This is a genomic window from Mesorhizobium sp. P2_E9 (assembly GCF_056403815.1).
Window position 1 is genome coordinate 163,964 of record NZ_JBFUET010000012.1, and the last position, 21,903, is coordinate 185,866.

The following is a 21,903-nucleotide window of genomic DNA, read 5'->3' on the forward strand; positions in this document are numbered from 1 at the left end:
AAGGCCCGAGATGCCTGGATGTGGGTTACGCAGCGTAGGCTAAACCAGCACCAGCCCCTGCCGCATCGCAATCGCAATCGCGTCGGTGCGGTTGGCGGCCCCCAGTTTGATCAGGATCGCGGCGACGTGGAATTTCGCCGTGTGCACGGAAATGTTGAGCCGCCGCGCGATTACCTTGTTGGGCGCGCCTTCGGCCAGCAGCGCCAGCACTTCCGCCTCGCGCGGTGACAGCGTGGGCCGGTTGGCGGCGCCATCGTCGAGTGGCTCCTCACCGAACAGCCCACTGTGGCTTCCAGCCCCATTGGCTGCATCGCTGCGATCGAAATCGTCATGTCTATCCGGCGTCGAACGCCCATCGCCGGACACACGGTAACCGGCCGCCGCCAGTCTGACGGCAGCAGCAATCAGAGTTGCATCCGCAGCCAACGGCAGCACGGCAAACACCTGGCCTTCTGGCCGGATAGCGCGCACGGAGAGCAGAACCTGCGGGGGCGGAGTATGGCCCGCCCTCACCCGATCGATCCAGGCCGCGCTGTTGGCAACAGCGTCATCGACGATGGCGACATCGGCGACCCCGCCACCGGCCACGACCGGCAGCAGGTCTTCTGCGATGGCAAGCGAAGCGGACAAGCGCTCGGCGCGCGCGGCATCACGCAGCGCGATCAGCACCACGAGCTGGCGTTCGCCGCCCGCCACGTCAGGCCCAGCCATGTCAGGCCCAACCACGTCTAGCCTTGTCAGCGTGTCGCTTTCCATCGATCCTCTCAGCTCAGCGGCTTCTCGCCGATGGTCAGCGCAACATCGCGCTGTTCGCCGCCACGCACCACGCCAAGCGTCACCGAAACGCCGGCACTGTCGGGGCCGAGCCTGCGGATCAGGTCGCGTGGACCATGCACGGCTTCGCCGTTCCAAGCCACGATGATATCGCCCAGCGACAGGCCGGCGGCCTTGGCCGGGCCGTTGTCGTCGAGGCTCATCACCATCGCGCCATGCGCATCGCGGTCACGCACCGGATGCAGGCCCGCGCCAAGATAGCCGCGTGCGACATGGCCCTTTTCGCGGAGCGTCGCCACCGCCCGCTCGATCGTCTCATAGGGCATGACCAGCGCCCGGCCACGCGGTCCAAACAACAGCATGCCGATCAGCGCGCCCTTGGCGTCCAGCACCGGTCCGCCCTCGAAACGGCCACCAGCGCCGACGGCGAGATTGATGCGCCGGTCGATCGTGCCGCCACGCATCGAACGCCAGGCTGGGCCGACTTCGCCGACCGAGCCCGCCACCGCCAGTGCCGAGCCCTGGCTGTTGCCGATGGCAATGGCGATGTTGCCCGGTCGAACGGCATCGGCCTTGGCAAGGACGGGTGCTGCGGCCGCATCCGCGGGCTTCAGCAGGGCCACACCCGTCGAAGGATCGCGGCCGACCAGCTCGGCCTTCGCCGTCTCGCCCGAAGCCAGCGTCAGTTCGATCTCCTCGCCGGCCTCGACGGCTTCCTCGGCGGTGACGAAATAGCCGTCACGCCAGTGGAAGGCGCTTGCCGAGCGGTGATGATGCGTGGCGAAACTCGCGGTTGCCGGCGCTGCCTGAGCGGCGAGATCGGCGATGGCGTCGGAAAATGCGCTCAGATTGAAATCGCTCATAGTGGTCTCCTGGGTTCTGTCATGCCCCAGATATCGCTCGGCAGCGCGTTCAGAGGTACTCGCCTGACGGCTAGTTGCTGGTTTGACTGGCCATCTGGTCAGGTCGCGGCGGTTCCGGCCGCTCCGCACATATAGTCATCCTGTCGCCTGAAAACACGGAGCCCGACCATGGCCCTTGCCGCTGCCAAATTCCAATCTGACGAGACGTTGCTCGATGCCTATTCGACGACAGTGGCCGATGCCGTCGACCGCATCGGCCCGGCCGTCTGCCGCATTGAGCGCATTGGCGGCCAGGGCGGCCATGGTTCGGGCTTCGTCATTGCGCCGGACGGGCTGGTGGTCACCAATTTCCATGTCGTCGGCGACGCCAGGACAGTCCGCGTCTCGATGCCGGACGGTGCCTCCAGCGAGGGCCGCGTGCTTGGCCGCGATCCCGACACCGACATTGCGCTGGTGCGCGCCGATGGCAGCTTCGCCGATGTCGCGCCGCTCGGCGATTCCAAGCGGCTGCGGCGCGGCCAGATCGCCATCGCCATCGGCAATCCGCTCGGCTTCGAATGGACGGTCACATCAGGCGTCGTCTCCGCCCTCGGCCGCTCGATGCGCGCCTCGACCGGCCGGCTGATCGACGACGTCATCCAGACCGATGCCGCGCTCAACCCCGGCAATTCCGGCGGCCCTCTGGTGTCGTCGGCCGGCGAGGTCATCGGCGTCAACACCGCCATGATCCACGGCGCGCAAGGCATTGCCTTTGCGGTCGCCTCCAACACCGCCAATTTCGTCATTTCGGAAATCATCCGTTTCGGCCGCGTGCGCCGCGCCTTCATCGGCGTCTCGGCCGACACCACCAATCTACCGCGCCGCGCGGCGCTGTTGTCGCAAGTGTCGACCAGCACCGCGGTGCGGTTGCGCAGCGTCGAAAAGGAGGGCCCGGCGGCCAAGGCCGGCTTGAAGGAAGGCGACATCATCGCCGCGATCGATGGCCGCCCGGTGACCGGGGTCGACGACCTCGTGCGCATGCTCGACGCCGAACGCATCGGCCGCGAAACGCTGTGCACGGTGGTCCGCCGCACCGGCGTCAGCCAGCTGACGGTGACGCCGGCGGCAAGGGCGAGCTGAGGTTGCCGCTCAAGCCCCCGCGGCACCCTCAGCATACTGCGCTAGAAATTCCTCGCTGGGCGGGATCGGCTTGATGACGTCGATCAGCACGCCATTGGGATCCCTTGTGATGAAATGGCGCTGGCCGAAGGGCTCATCGCGCAGCGTTCGCAGCACCGGCAGGCTGGCGGCAAGGACCCGCTCATAGACCACATCGGGATCCCTGACCTCGAAATTGATCAGCAGGCCTGACGCGCGCCCTCGCCCCTCCTCCGGGATCGTCTCGTGGTCGCCCTGGACGATGCCGAGGTTGACGCGTTTGTTGTCGACCGACTGCAGGTGCACATACCAGTCGCTTTCAAACAGCGGCTGGAAGCCGAAATGCTTGACGTAGAAGGCCGCCGTGCCGGCGACGTCGCCGGTCATCAGCACCGGGTAATAGCTTGATATCTTCATCTTTCTTTCTCCCTGGACATAACATACAGTCTGTATGTAAATCGAACTAACATACAGGCTGCATGTATGCAACGGGAATCCGCGCGCCGTTCGAACCGAGACCGCACCGAGGCAACGCGCGCCGACCTGGTCGCGGCGGCGCGAAAGCTGTTCACGCAAAAATCCTATGCCGAGACCGGCACGCCCGAGATCGTCACCGCGGCCGGCGTGACGCGCGGCGCGCTCTATCACCATTTCGCCGACAAGCAGGCGCTGTTTGCCGCCGTGGTCGAGCAGGAGGCGCAGGCGGTGGCAGAAGAGATCGACCGCGCGTCGCCACCTTCGCTCGAAGCCCGCGAGGCGCTCATCGCCGGCTCCGACGCCTATCTCGCCGCCATGCGCGCGCCCGGCCGCACGCGGCTGTTGCTGCTCGATGGCCCGGCCGTGCTCGGCCGCGCCGCCATGGACGCAATCGACAACCGCCACGGCAGCCGCTCGCTGCGCGAGGGCCTGGTCGCGGCGATGCGGGCCAATAAGATGACGCGATTGCCGGCGGAGGCACTGACCGCGCTGCTTGCATCCGCCTTCGACCGCGCCGCGCTCGCCATCGAGGCCGGCGCCTCAGCCGAGGATTACCGCGCCGTGCTCATGGCGCTGATTGACGGACTGTCTCCGGATCGTCTTCAGGCACCTCGCCCGGTTCGAACTCGTTGAAGCAGCCGAGCCCGCGCTTGAACCGGTCGATCAGCCAGGCCGCCGCCGGCTTCGGGGTACTGTCGTTACGGTACATGGCAAACATTGGCGAGCGCACCTCGCTAAAGGGTTCGAGGTCGAGTTCCAACAGCCGGCCAGTGGCTAGGTCGTCGGCGATCAGCCAGCGCGGCAGCCCTCCCCAGCCCAGCCCCTCGCGCATCAGAATATGCTTGGTGCGCACATCCGTCAGCCGCCAGGTGCGATAGGCAAAGACGCCGAAGTCACGTCCCTTGGTGCGTTCGGACTGGTCGGTGACGACAAGCTGGGTGTGCTCGCGCGCGTCCTCGATCGCCACCGGTTTGGGCAGCAGCGCCAGCGGGTGGGTGGGCGCGGCAGCCAGAACGATCGACATGAAGCCGATGCGCACGAGGTGAATGTCGTTGACCTCGCCAAGCAGGCCGCCAATACCGAGATCGGCCTGGCCGCTGACGACATGATCGGGGATCAGCCCGAGCGTGCCGATATGCAGGCGCAGCATCACGGTCGGAAACTGCGCCTCGAACGCCTTCAGCACCCGCACCAGCACTGGCGAGGGCAGCGCCGAGTCGACCGACAGCGCGACCTCGGCCTCCAGCCCCTGATGGTGGCCGTCGACGCGCGAGCGGATGCGCTGCAGCACGCCGATCATGCGGCGCGCGTCCTCCAGCATCGCCCGGCCGATCTCGGTCAGCTGCGGCTCGCGCGTGCCCTCGCGCTCGAACAGCTTCAGCCCAAGCTGCGCCTCGAGATTGGCGATGCCGTAGCTGATGACGGACTGCGCCCGGTTGAGCTTGCGGCCCGCGGCCGAGAAACTCCCGGTATCGGCAACGGCGACAAATATCTGAAGCTGGTCGAGGGTCGGGTTGGGTTGCATCGGCGTATCTATTTTGTGGATGGATCCTATAGACAATATACCAGTTTATCTGATGGATCGATAGCCCCATATGTGGCGGGACAATTCAATTCCCATTGGAGAGACCCGCTATGTCCATTCTTCTCGTTACCTCGAGCCCGCGCGGCGCTGCCTCGCACTCGACCCGCATCGCCACCGAATTCGCCGAAAAGCTCGTCGCCGCCGACCCGTCGAACACGCTTGTCGTGCGCGACCTCGTCGCCAACCCGCTGCCGCATATCGATGCCGACTACTCGACCGGCATCTACACGCCGGCTGAAGCCCGCACCCCGCGCCAGGCTGAAGTCGTCGGCGTCTCCGACGTCGTGCTCGACGAGCTGTTCGCCGCCGACACCGTGATCCTCGCCACCGGCTTCATCAACTTCAACATCTCCTCGACGCTGAAGTCGTGGGTCGATCACATCGCCCGCTCCGGCAAGAGCTTTGCCTATGGCGAAGGCGGCCCCAAGGGCCTCGTCACCGGCAAGAAGGTCTATATCGTGCTGGCTTCGGGCGGCATCTATTCGGAAGGTGCGGCCGTGCAGTTCGATCACGCCATTCCCTATCTGCGCGGCGTGCTCGGCTTCCTCGGCATGACCGATGTCGACGTCATCCGCATCGAAGGCGTCGGCATGGGCCCTGACGCGGTGACCGCCGCACTCGCCAAGGCGACCGCCAAGGTCGACGCCGTGGTCGCCAGCCAACAGGTCGCTGCTGCCGCGTAAGGCTGCCGATCATCTGAACTTCAAAGGCAGGCGCCGCGCCTGCCTTTTTCTTATCAAGCGTCCCTTGCTTCGTCCTGCTGCGTCTCGGACAGCGGCGGCAACACAACAGCCGGATGGCGGCCTTCGCGCAGCATCAGCCCGAGACTGTAGTCGACGGCCAGCTTCATGGCACCGAGCGCCGTGCCGCCGTCTTCCAGCGAGCTGACGGCGATCCGTGTCGGCCAGGCGAGGTCCGCCGCGACGTGCTCGACCTTTTCCGTCATCAGCGGATTTCTGCCGACGCCGCCGCCAAGCACGATCAGACCGGGGTCAAGCATGCCGATGCAGCCGGCCGCCAGCCTGCCAATATCGGCGCCATGGCGCGCGACGGCCGCTACCGCCGGCGGCGAGCCCTCAAGCGCGCGCGCAAACAGATCCTTGGCCGAGTCGGGCGGCGCGCCTTCCCCGGCGGGCCAGTCGACACGGCAGCGCTCGATCAGCGCCCGCGAGCCGAGATAATGTTCGAGCCCTTCACGATAGGGCGTCTCGCTGGCCGACCACGGAAACGGCATGCGGCCGATTTCGCCGGCAGCACCGCCGGCGCCGCGAAACAAACGCCCCTCGGTGATGAAGCCGAGACCGACCCGCACGCCAACCTGCAGAAAAGCGAAGGTCTGGTGGCCTTGCGCGGCGCCAAAATGCATCTCGCCAATGGCCGCGCAGTTGACGTTGTTTTCCAGGATGATTGGTACGTCGATACTGCGGCGCAGCAGGCCAAGCACGGCGGACGGCCCACCGGGCCGGTCGAAGCGATCGTTGGCGACGATGCGCGGCACCGCCACCGCAATGGCGCGCAACGCGCGAAAACTCTTGGCCACCCTGGCCATGGTGGCACGCGCCACCGACAGCACGACGGCGCCGACCTCGTCGGCATCGCCGGCTATCGCTTCCGGTATCGGCTCTTCCGCCGACGCCAGCTTCTCAGCATCCATCGAATAGGCGACCGCGCGCACCTGGGCGGCGCCGACATCGATACCGATCGCGTAGCCGGCGCCAGGACCGATACCGTAGATCGTCGCCGTGCGGCCAATGGCGCCGCGTTCCAGCCCGCGCGAGGCAACGAGGCCGAGCGCGCTCAACTCCGACACCGCCGCCGACATCGTCGGCTTCGACAGGTCGAGCATGGCGCCGAGCTTCGGCCGTGTTATCGGCCCGTGCGAGGCGAGCAGGCGCAGAACCGCCCGGGCGCTGTCGGTCAGATTGGGGATTTCCGCAGCCGCCATCTCAGCCGTTCGACCTTTGCCCTGAAATCCTGTCTCCGGTCGGTGAAGCGCAAGCGCAGCCCCGACTCGAAAGCCGCATCCCGTCCTCAATGCCTCATTGCCGACCGGTTTGGCAATTTCCGCGATGTCCGGACAAGGACGTCAGACTTCGGTCGGCGACCACGGCTTCAGCTTGATGTCGGTCTGGCGGTAGCGAAACACGATGTCGGTGAGGCCGGCCGCGTCCTGCATGTCGCCGACAATGAGCTGGATGGCGATGATCTCCAGTATGGCGTCGGCGATGGCGTTGCCGAGCGCCGGAATGGAGATCACCACCAGGCCATCGGCTGGAGCGACATCGCTGCGCCGCGTCACCAGCACCGAGGGACAGCCGAGGGCGGCAACATCCTGCGCGATCTTGACCTCGCGGCCATCGCCGATGGCGATCAATCCGGTCGCCGCATCCTGCGATTCCATCGGCCCGTGCAGATAGTTCAGCGTGTCCCATCCCGATGCCGGCACCCGAACCGCCTCGCGGATCAGCATCACCGCCTCGCCGGCATTGGCGAAACCGACACCGGCGCCGACGATATCGATGGATGTTCTGCCTTGCAGCAGCCGCGCCGCCTGCCCGGCAGCCTGTTGCGCACCGGAAAGGACGGTGGCGGCAGCAGGTGGCAAACGCGTCCAGTCGAAGCTGTTGCCGGCAAGCCTGTCGATCAGCATGCCAAGCGCCAGCAAGGTCCCGGTATAGCCGGTGGAACTCGCGCCATTGTCGGCGCCCGAATCCGTGGCAAGCACCGCACCGGTGAGATCAGCCAGCGGATTGTCGCTGCCACGGCAGACCGCCAGGCGCGGCGACGCTGATGCCTCGCGCATGACGTCGGAGATCTCGCGGCTCTGCCCGGAGGCCGAGAGCGCGATAAAGGCATCTGCGGCTGCATCCGAGCGGCCGTAGAGATCGGTTGGCGTATAGGCAAAAGCCTTGATACCGGAGGCGCGCAGGTAAAGCGCGCCGGCCAGCGCCGCCTGATAGCTGGCGCCGATCCCGGCAAGCCCTATCGTCTTGCCGGCAAAGGCGCTGAGATCGAGGGCGTCGAGTGCCGCGGCCACCGAACGACGGCCGATCTCGAGGCTTTCCGTCTGGCGCGCCACCGCCGGGCGATAGCCGATACGCTTCATCATTCAAATGGCTCCAATTTCTGACGACAGCCCTTGGCCGACCAGCAGCCGCCTGGCCAAGGCGACCGCACCCAGCACCGGCGGCTCGCGCAGCAGCAGCACCTGGCTTGACGGCGACACTTTCGCCATGGCCTCGACAAATGCCGTCATCAGCATCGGCTGCTCCGAGATGACACCGCCGCCAGCCACGACAAGGGCGGGATTGGCGCCGCGTTCGATCAGGAGTTCGACCAGCGCGGCAAGCCCTGCGCCGCCTTCGCTGATGACGCGGATGGCGAGAGCCGAGCCGGCGATCGCCGCGTCGAACACGGCATTGGCATAGCGGCCCCAGACCGCCGCACCACGCGTTTCGTTGAGCAGGATGCCAAGCTTGGTCTGGTCGTCGGTATCGAGTTCGCGCATCAGCGCGGCAATCAGCGGATCGTCATCCTGGCCCCGGTCGAGGCTGTGCCGGATCGCCTTGGCCGCCTCGCGCACCAGGGCCGGCGCGCTGCCCTCATCACCGAGAATCCAGCCCCAGCCACCGGCTGCCAGCATCTTGCCATCGGCCGTGCGTGCCACCGCGATGGAACCGGTGCCTGCGACGACGCCGATGCCGTCGATGTAGCCAGCGGCGGGCACCATCAGTTCGGCATCGTTGACCACCTGCACCGCACCACCGGTCCTGCTGGCCAACAGCGCTTGGAAGCGCAGGCATTGTTCGCCTGTGTCGCAGCCATGCGCGCCGACGGCGAGCTCAGCGGGCGCGACGCCGCCGCACAATCCAGCGACGATCCCGACCAGCGTCTCGGCATCGGTCTCCATCTGCCGGATGCGCCAGCTCTCCGTCACCAGCACCTCGTCGGCGATCATGCGTTCGCCCTGGCACGCCATGATGCGTGTCTTGGTGCCGCCTATATCCACGCCTGCAATGATTTTCTGGGTCACCGATATCCACCGCGCAAGCCGGGACGAAGCCGGGTTGCCGCGTCCAATCCACATTAGTTAGGAAACTTTACAAACTATCTTCCCAGACGGCAAGAACTATGATTTGATAATCGTCGTAAAAAGCGCATCAAGCGCGATTGGGAGATTGCAACATGAGCAGGAGAAGGATTGGGCTGGCCCTCGCGGCCGCGTCTTTCGCATGGGGATTGGCAGCCACCGTGGCGCATGCCACCGACATCTCGTTCTGGACCTGGCGCCAGGAAGACAAGGCCGCCTACAACGAACTTTTCGCCGATTTCACCAAGGCCAACCCGGACATCCATGTGAAGTTCGAGTCGTTCCCGGACGAGAACTATCCGACCATCGTCTCGACGGCGCTGGCCGCCGGCAAGGGCGGCGACGTTATCCACACCCACGCCTATGGCTGGCTCGAGCAGTTCGTGAAGGCCGGCTATTTCGAGCCGCAGGATCTGACCACGGTGCCTTCACTCGCCAACCAGCCCGCTGATGCGCTGGTGGCCGGCACCTACCGCGCCGACAAGAAGGTTTATTCCCTGCCCTTCGCTTCACAGACGCTCGGCCTGTTCATCAACAAGGACGTCTTCACCAAGGCCGGGCTGACCCCGCCAACCACATGGGATGAGTTCATAACCGTCAGCAAGGCGCTGAAGGACAAGGGTATTTACCCCCTGGCCAACGGCATGGGCACCAGCTGGTTCAACGAGATGTTCGTCGCCATCTTCACCAACCCGTTCCTCGGCCAGGATTTTGTCGGCGACCTGACGTCGGGCAAGACCACCTTCAAGGACCCGCGCTATGTCGCGGCACTCGGCAAGCTGCTCGAACTGCGCGACTACATGCCGCCCGGCTTCGAAGGCATCGACTATGACACCGCCGGCCAGCTGTTCATCAGCGGCAAGGCGGCGATGCTGGCCGGCGGCAGCTTCGACATCGCCAGCTACCGCACCCAGAACCCGGCTATCAACATGGATTTCGTCGCCCCGCCAATGGCCAAGGCCGGCGATACGCCGCAGGTGACCAAGTTCTTCGACGGCGGCTATGCGGTCAACGCCAAGTCGGCCAACAAGGAGGCCGCGCTCAAGCTGGTCAACTGGATGGGCACCAAGGAGTTCGGCGACAAGTTCTCGGCGTTGCTCGGCAACATCTCGCCGATCAAGGGCGTCGTCATCAAGGACGAGCTGCTCGCCCACGTCGCCAAGTTGAACGAAACCGCCATGCCGCATATCAATGTCGTCTACTTCCGTTTCGAGAAGCCGACGGGATCGGAGCTGCTGCAGGGCGACATCACCAAGATGATGTCGGGTTCGATCACCCCGGACCAGCTGGCCGCCGACCTGACCAGCGGCCTCGCCAAATGGTACAAGCCTTTCCAGGGCAAGTGACATGAACATCGGCCGGCGCCACACCACAAAAGCCTTTCCGTGGCGCCGGTCCCTCTGGATCGCGTCCCTGCTGACACCGGCCCTGGTGGTCATGGTGCTGTTCGTGCTCTGGCCGCTGCTGTCGGCCTTCCGCCTTGCCTTCTATGAGTTCAACGGCTTGCAGCCGACCGGATTCATCGGCTTTGAAAACTTCCGCAAGGTGCTGTTTGAACAGCCTTATAGCGACTGGACCTACAATGCGTTGAAGCACAACATCATCGCCTTCGTGGCGCTGATGGTGTTCGAGAACGGCACCGCCTTCCTGCTCGCCTATGCCTTGTTGAAAGCCCTGCCCGGCCACCGCATCCACCAGGTCATCGTCTTTCTTCCTGTCGTGCTGTCGGCCGTCATCGTCGGCTTCCTGTGGAAACTGTTCCTGCATCCGTTGTTCGGGTTGGTGAACCAGACGCTGGCGCTGGTCGGCATCGGCGCCATTCCGTGGCTCGGCAATGAACACACAGCACTCGGCAGCGTCCTGTTCGCCAATGTCTGGCACTGGCTCGGCTTCCCCACCCTGGTGCTGCTGGCCGGCATGCAGCGTGTCAGCAAGGAAGTGATCGAGGCCGCCCGTCTCGACGGCGCTGGCGACTATGTGCTGATGACCAGGATTATCTGGCCGCTGATTGCGCCGAGTGTCACCATCGTCACCATCCTGACCTTCATTGGCAGCTTCAACTGGTTCGAAATCCCCTACGTCATGGCCGGCCTAACCGGCTCGCCCGGCGGCGCGACCGATGTCCTCGGCCTCTATTTCTACCGCACCGCCTTCGGCTCGACGACGACCGGCATCCAGGATTTCGGCCAGGGCAGCGCGCTGGCCGTGATGATGTTCATCATCGTTGCCGGCGTCACGGCAATCGCGCTTCGCTACCTGCGCCGTCGCGAGATCGAACTGTGAGCGCGACAGCAGGCACCGGGCAACCCCGCGAGATGTTGAAGAACGGCGCCATCCAGCTGATGCTGGCGATCAACGCCATCATCATGATCTATCCGCTGTTCGTCATGGTGATGTCGTCCTTCAAGACCAATGCCGAGATCTTCAGCTCGCCCTTCGCTTTGCCGGCGCACTTCTCGCTGGCCAATGCCGAGCGGGTGTGGAGCGAAACCAACTTCGTCCGCTACCTCGCCAATTCCGTCGGCATCACCATGGCCGCGGTGGCGCTGATCCTTCTGTTCAGCACCATGGCGGCTTACGCGATTGCCCGCTACCAGTTCAGGCTGAGCGCGCTGGTGCTGATGTTTTTCCTCAGCGGCATGACCGTGCCGCTGAAACTGGCGATCATTCCGCTGTTCATCCAGCTGGATTCGCTTGGGCTGGTCGACAGCTATGCCGGCCTGGTGCTGGTCTATGTCGCCATGGGCATCCCGTCGGCGGTGTTCATCATGACCGGCTTTCTCCGGACCTTGCCGCGCGAACTGGAAGAGTCCGCACGCATGGACGGCGCCAGCGAATTTCGCATCATGCGCTCGATCATGCTGCCGCTGGCGCGGCCGGCGCTGGTCATCGTCGCCATCCAGAACGCCGTGCCGATCTGGAACGACTTTTTCTTCCCGCTGGTGCTGATCACCTCGGACAATCTCAAGACGCTGCCGCAGGGCCTCACCGTCTTCGTCGGCGAATTCACCACCGACTGGGGCGTGCTGTTCACCGGGCTGACACTGGCGGCGCTGCCGATCACCCTGCTCTACATCGTGCTGTCGAAGCAGTTCATCTCCGGCATCACCCAAGGCGCGGTGAAATAAGCCGCGGTCAAACTGACGAGGATTCTTTCAAGTGGCGAACCAGAACAAGATCATCATCACCTGCGCGGTTACCGGCTCGATCCACACACCGTCAATGTCGCCGCATCTGCCGGTGAGCGCGCAGGAGATCGCCGATGCCGCGATCGGCGCGGCCGAGGCTGGTGCGGCGATCGTTCATCTGCATGCGCGCAATCCCGCCGATGGCCGGCCCGACCAGTCGACCGAGGCCTTCGCGCCGTTCCTGAAGGTGATCAAGCAGCGCTCGGACTGCGTCATCAACATCACCACCGGCGGTGCCGCGACGATGAGCGTCGAGGAGCGCGTCAAGCCGGCGGCGACCTTTGCGCCGGAAGTCGCCTCGCTCAACATGGGCTCGATGAATTTCGGCCTCTATCCGATGCTGGAGCGCTTCAAGACCTTCGAGCATGATTGGGAACGCCCCTATCTCGAAGGCTCACGCGACCGCATCTTCCGCAACACTTTTGGCGACATCGAGCACATCCTGCGCACCTGCGCGCAAAACGGCACGCGCTTTGAAATCGAGTGTTACGACATCGGCCATCTCTACACGCTCGCCCATTTCGTCGAGCGCGGCCTGGTCAAGGCGCCGTTCTTCGTCCAGAGCGTGTTCGGCATCCTCGGCGGCATCGGCACCCATCCGGAGGATGTTGCGCATATGAAGCGCACCGCCGACCACCTGTTCGGGCATGACTACCACTGGTCGGTGCTGGGCGCCGGCCGCAGCCAGTTGCCGATCGCCACCCAGGCGATTGCGCTCGGCGGCAATGTGCGCGTCGGGCTGGAGGACTCGCTGTGGATCGGCAAGGGCCAGTTGGCGAAATCCAACGCCGAGCAGGTGCGCAAGGTGCGCCAGATCATCGAAGGGCTCGGCGCCTCGGTGGCCACCCCTGACGAGGCGCGGCAGATCTTGCAGCTCAAGGGCGGCGACAAGGTCTCATTCTAAGGAAAAACGCCAATGAGTGCGCTCACCATATCAAGCGTCGAGAAAGCCTATGGCAAGGCCAGGGTTATCCGCGGCGTGTCCGTCGACATCGCGTCGGGTGAATTCGTCATCCTGGTCGGCCCGTCCGGTTGCGGCAAGTCGACTTTGCTGAGGATGATCGCCGGGCTGGAAGACATTAGCGCCGGCGAGATCGCGCTCGAAGGCAAGGTCATCAACGATGTCGCGCCGAAGTCGCGCGACATCGCCATGGTGTTTCAGAACTATGCGCTCTACCCGCACATGACGGTGCGCGAGAACATGGCCTTCGCACTGACGCTGAAGAAGACCGATAAAAGCGAGATCGACGCCAAGATCATGCGCGCCGCGATGATCCTGGGACTGCAGGACCTGCTGGACCGCTATCCGCGCCAGCTTTCCGGCGGCCAGCGCCAGCGCGTCGCCATGGGCCGCGCTATTGTGCGCGATCCCAAAGTCTTCCTGTTCGACGAGCCGCTCTCCAATCTCGACGCCAAGTTGCGCGTGCAGATGCGCTCCGAGATCAAGGCGCTGCACCAGCGCCTGGGAACAACCATCGTCTATGTCACCCACGACCAGGTCGAGGCCATGACCATGGCCGACAAGATCGTCGTCATGAATGGCGGCATCGTCGAACAGGTCGGCGCCCCGCTAGACCTCTACGACCGGCCGGCCAATCTGTTCGTTGCCCAGTTCATCGGCTCGCCGTCGATGAACATCCTGCAGGGCCGCACCACGGCGGACGGTTTTGCCGCCAGCGACGGCACGGTGTTTCCATTGCCGGTGCTGGAACAGGGCGAAAGCGCGCTTGCCTGGGGCATCCGGCCAGAGCATCTCAGGCTCTCCGACAGCGGCGTGCCGGCGGTGGTCGAAGTGGTCGAGCCGACCGGCGCGGAAACCCTTGTTCTGGCCAAAGCCGGCAACAACACGCTGAGCGCGCTGCTGCGCGAACGGATTTCCGTGATGCCGGGCCAGAAGGTTTTCCTGGCGCCGGACCTCACCCAGTTGCATCTGTTCAACGCCAAGGGTCAGCGCATTACGCCTAGGGTCCAGTAAACGCGGACGCCCCGCCTGACTTCCTGTTGCAGGCTATCCGAGGAAATGTCTGAGCAGGCCTGCCGCGCCGACGCCGATTAGCACGGTCGGCAGCATGGACAGCCGTGTCGCGGCGACGAAGGTGATGGCCAGCGCCAGCAGGTCGGCCGGATGTCTCGACACGAAAGCCGGCGCGATGACCGAGATCAGCACGCATCCCGGTGCCGCCTCCATGGCCGCCGTGGCGCGCGCGCTGAGCACGCGGTTGCGCAGCACGACATAACCGCCGATGCGCGTGAGATAGGTGACGCCGGCCATCAGCACGATGGTGAGAAGGGTTGCCATGTCGATCATGCATCACCTGCCATCAGCCAGGCCGCAACCAGCCCCGACACCGCGCCCGCCGCGACATACCAGGCCCCGGGGACGAAGAGATAGACCAATGCCGCAACGACCAGGCTGACCAGCCAGGGCCGCGCCGCCGCCATCCCCTTCCACATGCCGCGCATCAGCACCAGGAAGACGGCAGGAAACGCCATGTCGAAACCATAGTGCTGGACATCGCCGAGCATCGGGCCAAGCAGCGCGCCCGCCGCCGTGAAACCCACCCAGGCCAGGTACATCGCCAGGGCCGCGCCCATGTAGTAGCGCGGGCTGAGGGCCGGGGTGATGCCGGCGCTGGCACGCTGTTTGGCGTCGGCCAGGCCGAGCGCCCAGCTTTCGTCGCAGAGGAAGAACAGTGCCGGAAACACCTTGCGCTGCGGCAAATGCCCCAGGAATGGCGCAAGCGCCGCCCCCATCAGGAAGTGGCGGCTGTTGACCAGGAAGGTGATGGCGACGATCAGCGCGATGTGCGGCGGCGATGTCCAGAGCTGGATCGCCGCGAATTCCGAACCTCCGGCGAAATTCAATCCGGTCATGAGAGGCAGTTCGACGGCGCTGAGGCCTTTCTGGGTCGCCTGCGCGCCCAACACCAACGCATAGGGGATGGTGCCGAGCAGGACCGGCAGGCACGACATGACCCCGCGCCGGAACTCCGAGCCCGATCCGCCGTCAATAGCCTCGGGCAATGTTGCTTCAGAAACGCTCATGATTTTCCACAGGCTGGCTCGCGGCCACCGTTTCCGGTTACGCGTCAAATGGTGATGGTGTCGGCGCAACCATATAAAGTTGGCCTCGCAATTTGGTTGCGAAGATTGTTGTCTTTGCCATTATTTTGGCATTCAATGCCTCGATTCATTGAAAAGATGGAATTCTCAGCCGTGAAACTCGATGACATCGACAGGCGCATCCTGCGGGCGCTGCAACGTGACGGCCGCATGGCCAACAATGATCTGGCCAATGAGGTCGGCCTGTCGCCCTCGCCTTGCCTGCGGCGCGTGAAGCTTCTGGAGGAAGCTGGGGTCATCGACCGCTATGTCGCCGTGCTCAACCCGGCCAGCATCGGCAAGGGCCTCACCTTCTTCACCCGCATCTGGCTGAAGACGCAGGACGAGGACACGATCGAGCACTTCGCCACCGAAGTGGCCAAGCTGCCCCAGGTCATGGAATGCTATCTGATGCTGGGCGACTGTGACGCCATGGTGCGCATTGTGGCGGCCAGCATCGACGACTATCGCCGCTTCCAGTCGGAGTATCTCAGCCGCATCAAGGGTGTGCAGAACGTCAAGACCGACGTCCCCAGCCAGACGATCAAATACACGTCGGAACTGCCTATCTGATCCCTGTCACAGCACCTTGGCGTCTGCCTTCCGCTTTCAGGGTGAACCATTCTCGCGCGAGATGTTCGGGTTGAGCTGAGTGACAGCAACCGAAGCAATCAACGGAGTGGTCCCGACAAGAGGAGCGGCGCGTGTGCAGAGATAGATCGCACTGGTGGTTGCCATGCTCGCCAGCGTAGCGAACACATAGGCAAACGCTAGCGAGCGGTCGGACAGCGCCAAAGCCACGACCGTGAAGAAGGCCGCGAAAGAGAACGACCCGACGATAACGCCACGCAGCAGATTGGCGGCTGCCGGCGCTCCCCGCTGATGATGCGTGAACATCGCCAGGACAAGGACGAAGACGGGGAACGGCGCCACAAGCCCACTGAGCTGCGGCCCAAGGTACCTGGTCGACAAGGTGATCAAGAAGACGAAGCCTGTCGAAACGACCATCCTGGCGGGAAGGTCCCATTTCGGCGCTATCCCGGCAAGCGCTTCCATATTCACCGGTTTGGTGAGGAAGGTCAGAAGCAACAACGTCACCAGGAGCAGCCCGATGGCCTCAGCGAATGTCCAGCTGGCCAGGTTCCAGACAAAGGTGGCGAGAAAGAAGGCGCAGACTCCCGCGATCATGCTGATCCAGCAGTTGCAGCGCCTTGCCGCGCGGGCGTAGACGAAGCAGAAGATGCAGGTCGAGACCTGGCCGACCAGATTGCCAACCGCCGCGTGCCTAGCGAATGCCGCACCATTTTCCAACGCGGTGAAGACAGAAACGGGGCCGGTCACCAAGGGAATCCCCATCAGCAGCCCGCCCACCGCCGGCCCGAAACGCCGGCTCAGCAATGTGAGACAGAGGATGAGGAGCGGCGTGCTGAGAAGCTTGAAGACCAGGATCATGAAGCGGATGTCTTGGCCTTGTCCGGCCGCCTTGAAGAAGGATCGGCCGATCGAATACCGCAGCAAGTCAGCCAATGCCATACCGATCACGACAAGCGCCCACGAAAAGCGACAGGCGAAACGGTCCATTCCAGACTGGATAAAAAATGCAACCGGATTGTAGGACGGGCCTCGGTGCCAGCGTCCTTCGGACGCAAGCAGCGCTGAGCGCTGCCCTCTGGCATGGGAGATTTGCATGAACCTTTCCTATCGTTGGGTCATCGTCGCGGCAGGCGCGCTGATGTCCTGTGTCGCCATCGGCACGATGTTTTCGCTGGCGATTTTCCTTGAACCGATGGCGCTCGACACGCAGTGGTCGCGCGCCGGCATTTCGAGCGCCATGACGCTCAACTTCCTCGTGATGGGCCTTGGCGGCTTCGCCTGGGGCGCGCTTTCCGACCGCTTCGGCGCCCGCATCGTCGTGGCGATCGGTGCGGTGCTGCTCGGGCTGGCGCTGGTGGTGGCGAGCCGCGCCGGCTCACTGCTGACCTTCCAGATCAGCTATGGCGTGCTCGTTGGACTTGCGGCGAGCGCCTTCTTCGCGCCGATGATCGCGCTGACCACGGCCTGGTTCGAGACCAATCGCGGCCTTGCCGTGTCGTTGGTCTCGGCCGGCATGGGGGTTGCCCCGATGACGATATCGCCCTTCGCCCGCTGGCTGATCTCGGCCTATGGATGGCGCGCCGCCATGTTCGACATCGGCATCATGGCCTGGGTGCTGCTGTTGCCGGCGGTGCTCTTGGTCCGCCAGCCGCCTAAACCCGCTATTGCCGATGCGGCTTCCGCGCCGGTCGCCGAGGGCGCCGGCATGAGTGTGGCCCAGGCGTTGCGCTCGCCGCAGTTCATCGTGCTCGGGCTGACCTTTTTCGCCTGCTGTGCGGCGCATTCCGGGCCGATCTTCCACATGGTGAGCTATGCCATGCTGTGCGGCGTCGCACCGATGGCGGCGGTCACGATCTACAGCGTCGAGGGTCTCGCCGGCTTGGGCGGCAGGCTGCTCTACGGCGTGCTGGCTGACCGGCTCGGCGTCAAGCCGGTGCTGGTTGCGGGCCTGGCGATCCAGGCGATCGTCATTGCCGCCTATCTCTCGGTCAGCCAGCTCGACCAGTTCTATATGCTGGCCGTAATTTTCGGCGCCACCTATGGCGGCGTCATGCCGCTCTACGCGGTGCTGGCGCGCGACTATTTCGGCCAGCGCATCCTCGGCACCGTGTTCGGCGCCGCCACCATGCTGTCCAGTCTCGGCATGGCGCTCGGACCGCTCGCCGGCGGCATGATCTTCGATGCTTATGCCAGCTACCACTGGCTGTTCATCGGCTCGGCCCTCATCGGCCTGGGGGCCGCGGGCATAGCGATCGCCTTCCCGCCGCTGCCGCGAAGGGAATTGCAGGCAGCCTAGAGCAATTCCAGGAAAAGTGTGAAACGGTTTTCCGTCCGGAATTGCGTCAAAACAAAGGGTTAGAGCAGTTCACTGTTTCTGTGAAACGGTGAACTGCTCTAGCAGCACGCTTCACGACAACGAACGATCCCGGGATTTATCCGGGATCGTTCGTTGGCGAAAAATGGCTTTGCAGCACGGCGCGAAACTTTTGCATCGTCTTTTCGGTTGTCGGTGCATCGGCGGCCGCGAAGCCCATGACGAGGCCATTCTGCTCCGTGCCGTGACGGTATTGGATCGACAGCGCCGAGACGTTGATGCCCTGCTGGAGTGCTGCCTCGGCAACCGCCCTGTCGCTGCATCTCCCGCGAAAGATGCCGACGACCTGGATGCCGGATTCGGTGGCATGGAAATCCAGCCATTCCCCGAGATGCCGTTGCGCACTTTCCAGGAAGAAAAGCCGCCTCTCCGCATAGAGCCGCCGCATGCGTCTGAGATGGCGGGTGAAATGCCCCTCGTTCATGAAGTCCGCGAGCGCGGCCTGGGTCAGCAAGGGGGCGAACTGGCCGCTGACGCTCAGCGCCGAGACGATCGTATGGTCTATCGCCTTGGGCGCCACCATAAAGCCGAGGCGCATCGCCGGGAACAGGATCTTAGCGAAGGTGCCGACATAGACCACACGGTCTGACGCGCCGATGCCTTGCAGCGCCGGAATGGGCTGTCCCTGGAAACGGTACTCGCCGTCATAGTCGTCCTCGATGATCCAGGAGCGCCAGGTCTCGGCCATGTGCAAGAGATTGAGCCGCTGTTCCATCGGCATGGTGATGCCGAGCGGGTGATGGCAGGAGGGCGTCACGAAGATCAGGCGCGGGATGACAGGCGGCGGATCAAGGTTCCAGCCGGCATTGCTGACGCGCAGCGGTGCCAGTTTCGCCCCGGCCGAGACAAAGGCAGACCCCGCGCCGTAATAGCCCGGCTCCTCCATCCACACCGTGTCGCCGTCGTCGATCAGCAGCCGGGCCAGCAGATCGAACGCCGACTGCGCGCCATTGGTGACGACGATCTGCTCGGCGGTGCACTTCACGCCGCGCGAGGCGGTGAGATAGCGGGCTATCGCCTCGCAAAGCGGCGGATAGCCTTTGACGTGATAGGTGCCGAAAAGATCGATATGCGCGAATTTTGCGCGGCGGCTGAGCAGTTTCGACCAGGTGTTGAACGGAAAATTGTCCGGGTCCGGCATGCCGGGATGAAAGGCAAGCATGCCAGGCCGGCCATGATGATAGGGTTGGGCAAGCATCGTCTGCCCGCGCCGCGATATAGGATTGGCGTCTTCGACCGATACATCTTCCGCCGCCACCGAACGTGTCGGCAGGTCCATGACCACTGAGGGCCTGCGCGGCCATATCGCCAGATAGCCTTCCAGTGCCAGCTGGTCGCAGGCTGCAATCACGGTGTTGCGTCCCACATTCAGGTCCCGCGCCATGACCCGTGTCGAGGGCAGTGCGTGGCCGCTCGGCAGCACGCGCCGTTCGATCAGGCCGCGCAACTGGACATAGAGCTGCCGGTGCAGATTGGCGGGACTGTCGCGATCGAGCGCAATGCCGTCGACGGGAAAACTGGTCTTCATCTGGTTCCGAAAAATCAATCGAATCTGGCTCTCACAATGGAACCAAAGGCGGCCTAGGCTCAAGAAAAAAGCGTTCAGGTTCAGATGGGGCTGGCCGATGCAGTGCATAAGGGTGGGAGTGATCGGTGCGGGCGGCGTCGCCCAGGTCGAGCACATCCCGAACCTGCTCAAGCTGCACCGGCAGTTCAAGATCGTTGGCGTCTACGATCCGTCGCGAAAAGTTCGCGCCTTCGTCGGCGAGGAATTCGGCCTCGAAACATTCTCCGATCTCGACGCGCTGCTCGCCATGCCGCTTGACGCCGTGGTCATCGCCTCGCCCGATGCGCTGCATCGCGAGCAAAGCCTCGCCGCCTTCGCCAGGGGCCTGCATGTCTTCTGCGAAAAACCGCTTTGCTACAGCGCAGGCGACATTGACGAATTGATCGGCGCCAGGGATCGCGCCGGAAAGGTGCTGCAGGTCGGCTATATGAAGCGCTTCGATCCGAGCTACGAGGCGGCATTGAAAATGCTGCCGGGCACGGCGCGGACGCTTCGCTACATTTCGGTCGAGGTCAACGATCCCGACGCCTGGCCCTTCATCCGGCACGCCTCCACGTGCCGGGGTGACGATGTCGCGGCGGGGTTGATTGCCTCGACCGAAGCCAGGCAGCACGAGCAGGTGGCGCGCGCGGTGCCGGGGCTGGACAATCCCGACGCCTTTCGCGGCTTTGTCGGCGCATATTGTTCCTCGATCGTGCACGACGTGAACGCCGTCCATGGCTTGCTCGATGCGCTCGGTGTCGCCGATGGTGAAATCGTCGGCGCCTCGCTCTTCGCCAAAGGCGAAGGCGGCCAGGGCGCTGTGCGTCTGCTCGGCGGCCAGGCGCTGTGGAGCATGGCGCATGTCGCCACGCCGGGCGTGCCCGACTATCGCGAGCGCATCACGCTCTACTTCGACGACGCCGCGCTCGAGCTGGAATTCCCCTCGCCCTATCTCAACCATCAATCGACACGGCTGACGCTGCGCACCGGCGACGGCCACACGCTTTCCAGCCAGGATATCCGCTGCGGTTACGAAGAAGCATTTGTCGAGGAACTGAAAGGGTTCTGGTCGGCGATCGTCGAAGGTGCGCCGGTGCGCAACACCGCCGAGCATGCCCGCCGCGACATGACGCTGCTCGCCGGCCTCGCCCGCCATCACCTTGCCCAGCAATCAGGAGTTCACCCGTGACGGTCGTTCGCATCGGCATCAATCCGATCACCTGGTCAAACGATGACGTGCCGGAGCTCGGCGGCGATACGCCGCTTGAAGTCTGCCTCAGCGAAACCAGGCAGGCCGGCTATGCCGGCACGGAACTCGGCGGCAAGTTTCCGCGCCGATCGGCTGAGCTGAAGCCGATCATGCAGCGCTATGGCCTTGCCGTGATTTCCGGCTGGTATGACGGCCGCTGCGACGAGAAGGATGTCGACGCGGAGATGGATGCGATCATGCCGCATCTCCAGCTTCTGAAGGATATGGGCTCGACCCATGTCGTCTATGCCGACACCTCGCGCGGCCGCCACAACGCCATCTGGGGGCCGATCTCGCAACGCCCGGCCCTCAGTGAGGGAGAATGGCCGGCCTATGGCCGCAAGTTGACGGCGCTGGCGGAACGGATGGCGGATTTCGGCGTGCGCATGGCCTTTCACCACCATATGGGGACCATCGTCGAGACCGATGCCGAGGTCGGCCTGTTGATGCGCCACACCGGCGAAGCCGTCGGCCTGCTCTACGACACTGGCCATTCCATATTCTCGGGCGGCGACCCGCTCGCCCTGGTCAAGGCGCAGGTCAAACGCGTCGTGCATGTGCATTGCAAGGACGCCCGCAAGGCCGTGCTCGAGCGTGCGCGAGCCGAGGACATGAGTTTCATGGGTGCGGTCATGGAAGGGATCTTCACCGTCCCCGGTGACGGCTCCATCGACTATCCCGCCATTTTGCGCGTACTGGCCGACAATGGCTACAGCGGCTGGCTGGTCGTCGAGGCCGAGCAGGATCCCAGCAAGGCCAATCCGCTGACCTATGCGACAATGGGGTTCCAGAACCTGTCGCGCATGGCGCGGCAAGCCGGATTTGACGTCATCGAATGATCGAGACCGCGGTGCGGTCTCCAGGGAACCAGTGCTGAAGAATGAAACTGGACAAAGGAGTGTCGAGATTCAAGTCAGGCCG

The 21,903-nt window shown here is 64.2% G+C and carries 23 protein-coding genes; 12 read left to right on the forward strand and 11 right to left on the reverse strand.

What is annotated here, in order from left to right; all coding sequences use genetic code 11:
- Positions 1-39: 39 nt before the first annotated feature.
- Positions 40-711, reverse strand: coding sequence for a helix-turn-helix transcriptional regulator (locus AC1D05_RS22430; RefSeq protein ID WP_477444021.1), 672 nt, complete (start codon positions 709-711; stop codon positions 40-42).
- A gap of 53 nt (positions 712-764) precedes the next feature.
- Positions 765-1,637: a S1C family serine protease gene (locus tag AC1D05_RS22435; RefSeq protein ID WP_477443938.1), complete on the reverse strand. Its 873-nt coding sequence runs from the start codon at positions 1,635-1,637 to the stop codon at positions 765-767.
- 168 nt (positions 1,638-1,805) lie between these two features.
- Here AC1D05_RS22435 and AC1D05_RS22440 point away from each other — a divergent pair, with 168 nt between their 5' ends.
- A complete protein-coding gene (locus AC1D05_RS22440; protein WP_477443939.1) occupies positions 1,806-2,756 on the forward strand; it encodes a S1C family serine protease in 951 nt (316 codons plus the stop codon).
- Positions 2,757-2,765: 9 nt separating this feature from the next.
- On the opposite strand, the gene AC1D05_RS22445 is transcribed toward AC1D05_RS22440, so the two are convergent.
- A complete protein-coding gene (locus AC1D05_RS22445; protein WP_477443940.1) occupies positions 2,766-3,191 on the reverse strand; it encodes a VOC family protein in 426 nt (141 codons plus the stop codon).
- Between the two features lie 66 nt (positions 3,192-3,257).
- Here AC1D05_RS22445 and AC1D05_RS22450 point away from each other — a divergent pair, with 66 nt between their 5' ends.
- On the forward strand, positions 3,258-3,884 hold the full coding sequence (locus AC1D05_RS22450) for a TetR/AcrR family transcriptional regulator (protein ID WP_477443941.1): 627 nt from the start codon (positions 3,258-3,260) through the stop codon (positions 3,882-3,884).
- Here the strand turns inward: AC1D05_RS22450 and AC1D05_RS22455 are convergent.
- Complete coding sequence (locus tag AC1D05_RS22455) at positions 3,817-4,776, reverse strand: LysR family transcriptional regulator (protein WP_477443942.1); 960 nt, start codon at positions 4,774-4,776, stop codon at positions 3,817-3,819. The two genes, AC1D05_RS22450 and AC1D05_RS22455, sit on opposite strands and share 68 nt — an antisense overlap.
- Before the next feature lie 110 nt (positions 4,777-4,886).
- Here AC1D05_RS22455 and AC1D05_RS22460 point away from each other — a divergent pair, with 110 nt between their 5' ends.
- The gene (locus AC1D05_RS22460; protein ID WP_477443943.1) at positions 4,887-5,519 is read left to right on the forward strand and encodes an FMN-dependent NADH-azoreductase; all 633 of its coding nucleotides are present in this window, start codon (positions 4,887-4,889) and stop codon (positions 5,517-5,519) included.
- 53 nt (positions 5,520-5,572) lie between these two features.
- Here AC1D05_RS22460 and AC1D05_RS22465 read toward each other — a convergent pair whose 3' ends face one another.
- The 3 genes from AC1D05_RS22465 to AC1D05_RS22475 all read right to left on the reverse strand — a co-directional run bounded on the left by AC1D05_RS22465 (position 5,573) and on the right by AC1D05_RS22475 (position 8,869).
- Positions 5,573-6,781, reverse strand: a complete 1,209-nt coding sequence (locus AC1D05_RS22465; RefSeq protein ID WP_477443944.1) for an ROK family transcriptional regulator — start codon at positions 6,779-6,781, stop codon at positions 5,573-5,575.
- A 141-nt stretch (positions 6,782-6,922) separates the two neighbouring features.
- Entirely contained in the window at positions 6,923-7,945 is a 1,023-nt protein-coding gene (locus AC1D05_RS22470; RefSeq protein WP_477443945.1) for an SIS domain-containing protein, read from the reverse strand.
- Complete coding sequence (locus AC1D05_RS22475) at positions 7,946-8,869, reverse strand: BadF/BadG/BcrA/BcrD ATPase family protein (protein WP_477443946.1); 924 nt, start codon at positions 8,867-8,869, stop codon at positions 7,946-7,948.
- Positions 8,870-9,021: 152 nt separating this feature from the next.
- Between AC1D05_RS22475 and AC1D05_RS22480 the strand changes: the two genes are divergently transcribed.
- From AC1D05_RS22480 to AC1D05_RS22500, 5 genes are read left to right on the forward strand one after another with little or no spacing between them, the layout of a single operon-like run.
- Positions 9,022-10,272, forward strand: coding sequence for an extracellular solute-binding protein (locus AC1D05_RS22480; protein WP_477443947.1), 1,251 nt, complete (start codon positions 9,022-9,024; stop codon positions 10,270-10,272).
- 1 nt (position 10,273) lies between these two features.
- Positions 10,274-11,209 carry a carbohydrate ABC transporter permease gene (locus AC1D05_RS22485; RefSeq protein ID WP_477223424.1) on the forward strand — a complete coding sequence of 312 codons (936 nt, stop codon included), beginning with the start codon at positions 10,274-10,276 and terminating at the stop codon, positions 11,207-11,209.
- Positions 11,206-12,054: a carbohydrate ABC transporter permease gene (locus AC1D05_RS22490; RefSeq protein ID WP_477443948.1), complete on the forward strand. Its 849-nt coding sequence runs from the start codon at positions 11,206-11,208 to the stop codon at positions 12,052-12,054. Before AC1D05_RS22485 ends, AC1D05_RS22490 begins: the two co-directional genes overlap by 4 nt.
- A 31-nt stretch (positions 12,055-12,085) precedes the next feature.
- Complete coding sequence (kce, locus tag AC1D05_RS22495) at positions 12,086-13,018, forward strand: 3,5-dioxohexanoate:acetyl-CoA acetone transferase (RefSeq protein WP_477443949.1); 933 nt, start codon at positions 12,086-12,088, stop codon at positions 13,016-13,018.
- A 12-nt stretch (positions 13,019-13,030) separates the two neighbouring features.
- Positions 13,031-14,089: an ABC transporter ATP-binding protein gene (locus tag AC1D05_RS22500; RefSeq protein WP_477443950.1), complete on the forward strand. Its 1,059-nt coding sequence runs from the start codon at positions 13,031-13,033 to the stop codon at positions 14,087-14,089.
- A 33-nt stretch (positions 14,090-14,122) separates the two neighbouring features.
- Here the strand turns inward: AC1D05_RS22500 and AC1D05_RS22505 are convergent, their stop codons facing one another.
- Together AC1D05_RS22505 and AC1D05_RS22510 are read right to left on the reverse strand one after the other, a co-directional pair.
- Positions 14,123-14,422 carry an AzlD family protein gene (locus AC1D05_RS22505; protein ID WP_477443951.1) on the reverse strand — a complete coding sequence of 100 codons (300 nt, stop codon included), beginning with the start codon at positions 14,420-14,422 and terminating at the stop codon, positions 14,123-14,125.
- Positions 14,419-15,159: an AzlC family ABC transporter permease gene (locus AC1D05_RS22510; RefSeq protein ID WP_477443952.1), complete on the reverse strand. Its 741-nt coding sequence runs from the start codon at positions 15,157-15,159 to the stop codon at positions 14,419-14,421. Before AC1D05_RS22510 ends, AC1D05_RS22505 begins: the two co-directional genes overlap by 4 nt.
- A 171-nt stretch (positions 15,160-15,330) precedes the next feature.
- Here AC1D05_RS22510 and AC1D05_RS22515 point away from each other — a divergent pair, with 171 nt between their 5' ends.
- Positions 15,331-15,789 (forward strand): Lrp/AsnC family transcriptional regulator, encoded by a 459-nt coding sequence (locus AC1D05_RS22515; protein WP_477443953.1) that lies wholly within the window; start codon positions 15,331-15,333, stop codon positions 15,787-15,789.
- Positions 15,790-15,825: 36 nt separating this feature from the next.
- Here AC1D05_RS22515 and AC1D05_RS22520 read toward each other — a convergent pair whose 3' ends face one another.
- On the reverse strand, positions 15,826-16,749 hold the full coding sequence (locus tag AC1D05_RS22520; RefSeq protein WP_477443954.1) for a hypothetical protein: 924 nt from the start codon (positions 16,747-16,749) through the stop codon (positions 15,826-15,828).
- Between the two features lie 154 nt (positions 16,750-16,903).
- Between AC1D05_RS22520 and AC1D05_RS22525 the strand changes: the two genes are divergently transcribed.
- Positions 16,904-18,106, forward strand: coding sequence for an MFS transporter (locus AC1D05_RS22525; RefSeq protein ID WP_477443955.1), 1,203 nt, complete (start codon positions 16,904-16,906; stop codon positions 18,104-18,106).
- A gap of 136 nt (positions 18,107-18,242) precedes the next feature.
- On the opposite strand, the gene mocR is transcribed toward AC1D05_RS22525, so the two are convergent.
- Positions 18,243-19,712: a rhizopine catabolism transcriptional regulator MocR gene (gene mocR / locus AC1D05_RS22530; protein ID WP_477443956.1), complete on the reverse strand. Its 1,470-nt coding sequence runs from the start codon at positions 19,710-19,712 to the stop codon at positions 18,243-18,245.
- Positions 19,713-19,809: 97 nt separating this feature from the next.
- Between mocR and AC1D05_RS22535 the strand changes: the two genes are divergently transcribed.
- The gene (locus tag AC1D05_RS22535) at positions 19,810-20,922 is read left to right on the forward strand and encodes a Gfo/Idh/MocA family protein (protein ID WP_477443957.1); all 1,113 of its coding nucleotides are present in this window, start codon (positions 19,810-19,812) and stop codon (positions 20,920-20,922) included.
- Positions 20,919-21,821: a myo-inosose-2 dehydratase gene (iolE, locus tag AC1D05_RS22540; protein ID WP_477443958.1), complete on the forward strand. Its 903-nt coding sequence runs from the start codon at positions 20,919-20,921 to the stop codon at positions 21,819-21,821. Before AC1D05_RS22535 ends, iolE begins: the two co-directional genes overlap by 4 nt.
- The last annotated feature ends 82 nt before the right edge of the window (positions 21,822-21,903 follow it).

Coding starts and splice junctions, on each gene's coding strand:
- AC1D05_RS22535 (WP_477443957.1), top strand. CDS start 19,810: ATGCAGTGCATAAGGGTGGGAGTGATCGGTGCGGGCGGCGTCGCCCAG.
- mocR (WP_477443956.1), bottom strand. CDS start 19,712: ATGAAGACCAGTTTTCCCGTCGACGGCATTGCGCTCGATCGCGACAGT.
- AC1D05_RS22440 (WP_477443939.1), top strand. CDS start 1,806: ATGGCCCTTGCCGCTGCCAAATTCCAATCTGACGAGACGTTGCTCGAT.
- AC1D05_RS22455 (WP_477443942.1), bottom strand. CDS start 4,776: ATGCAACCCAACCCGACCCTCGACCAGCTTCAGATATTTGTCGCCGTT.
- AC1D05_RS22460 (WP_477443943.1), top strand. CDS start 4,887: ATGTCCATTCTTCTCGTTACCTCGAGCCCGCGCGGCGCTGCCTCGCAC.
- AC1D05_RS22505 (WP_477443951.1), bottom strand. CDS start 14,422: ATGATCGACATGGCAACCCTTCTCACCATCGTGCTGATGGCCGGCGTC.
- AC1D05_RS22510 (WP_477443952.1), bottom strand. CDS start 15,159: ATGAGCGTTTCTGAAGCAACATTGCCCGAGGCTATTGACGGCGGATCG.
- AC1D05_RS22520 (WP_477443954.1), bottom strand. CDS start 16,749: ATGGCATTGGCTGACTTGCTGCGGTATTCGATCGGCCGATCCTTCTTC.
- AC1D05_RS22450 (WP_477443941.1), top strand. CDS start 3,258: ATGCAACGGGAATCCGCGCGCCGTTCGAACCGAGACCGCACCGAGGCA.
- AC1D05_RS22430 (WP_477444021.1), bottom strand. CDS start 711: ATGGCTGGGCCTGACGTGGCGGGCGGCGAACGCCAGCTCGTGGTGCTG.
- AC1D05_RS22465 (WP_477443944.1), bottom strand. CDS start 6,781: ATGGCGGCTGCGGAAATCCCCAATCTGACCGACAGCGCCCGGGCGGTT.
- AC1D05_RS22445 (WP_477443940.1), bottom strand. CDS start 3,191: ATGAAGATATCAAGCTATTACCCGGTGCTGATGACCGGCGACGTCGCC.
- AC1D05_RS22480 (WP_477443947.1), top strand. CDS start 9,022: ATGAGCAGGAGAAGGATTGGGCTGGCCCTCGCGGCCGCGTCTTTCGCA.
- AC1D05_RS22435 (WP_477443938.1), bottom strand. CDS start 1,637: ATGAGCGATTTCAATCTGAGCGCATTTTCCGACGCCATCGCCGATCTC.
- AC1D05_RS22485 (WP_477223424.1), top strand. CDS start 10,274: ATGAACATCGGCCGGCGCCACACCACAAAAGCCTTTCCGTGGCGCCGG.
- AC1D05_RS22500 (WP_477443950.1), top strand. CDS start 13,031: ATGAGTGCGCTCACCATATCAAGCGTCGAGAAAGCCTATGGCAAGGCC.
- AC1D05_RS22470 (WP_477443945.1), bottom strand. CDS start 7,945: ATGATGAAGCGTATCGGCTATCGCCCGGCGGTGGCGCGCCAGACGGAA.
- AC1D05_RS22525 (WP_477443955.1), top strand. CDS start 16,904: ATGAACCTTTCCTATCGTTGGGTCATCGTCGCGGCAGGCGCGCTGATG.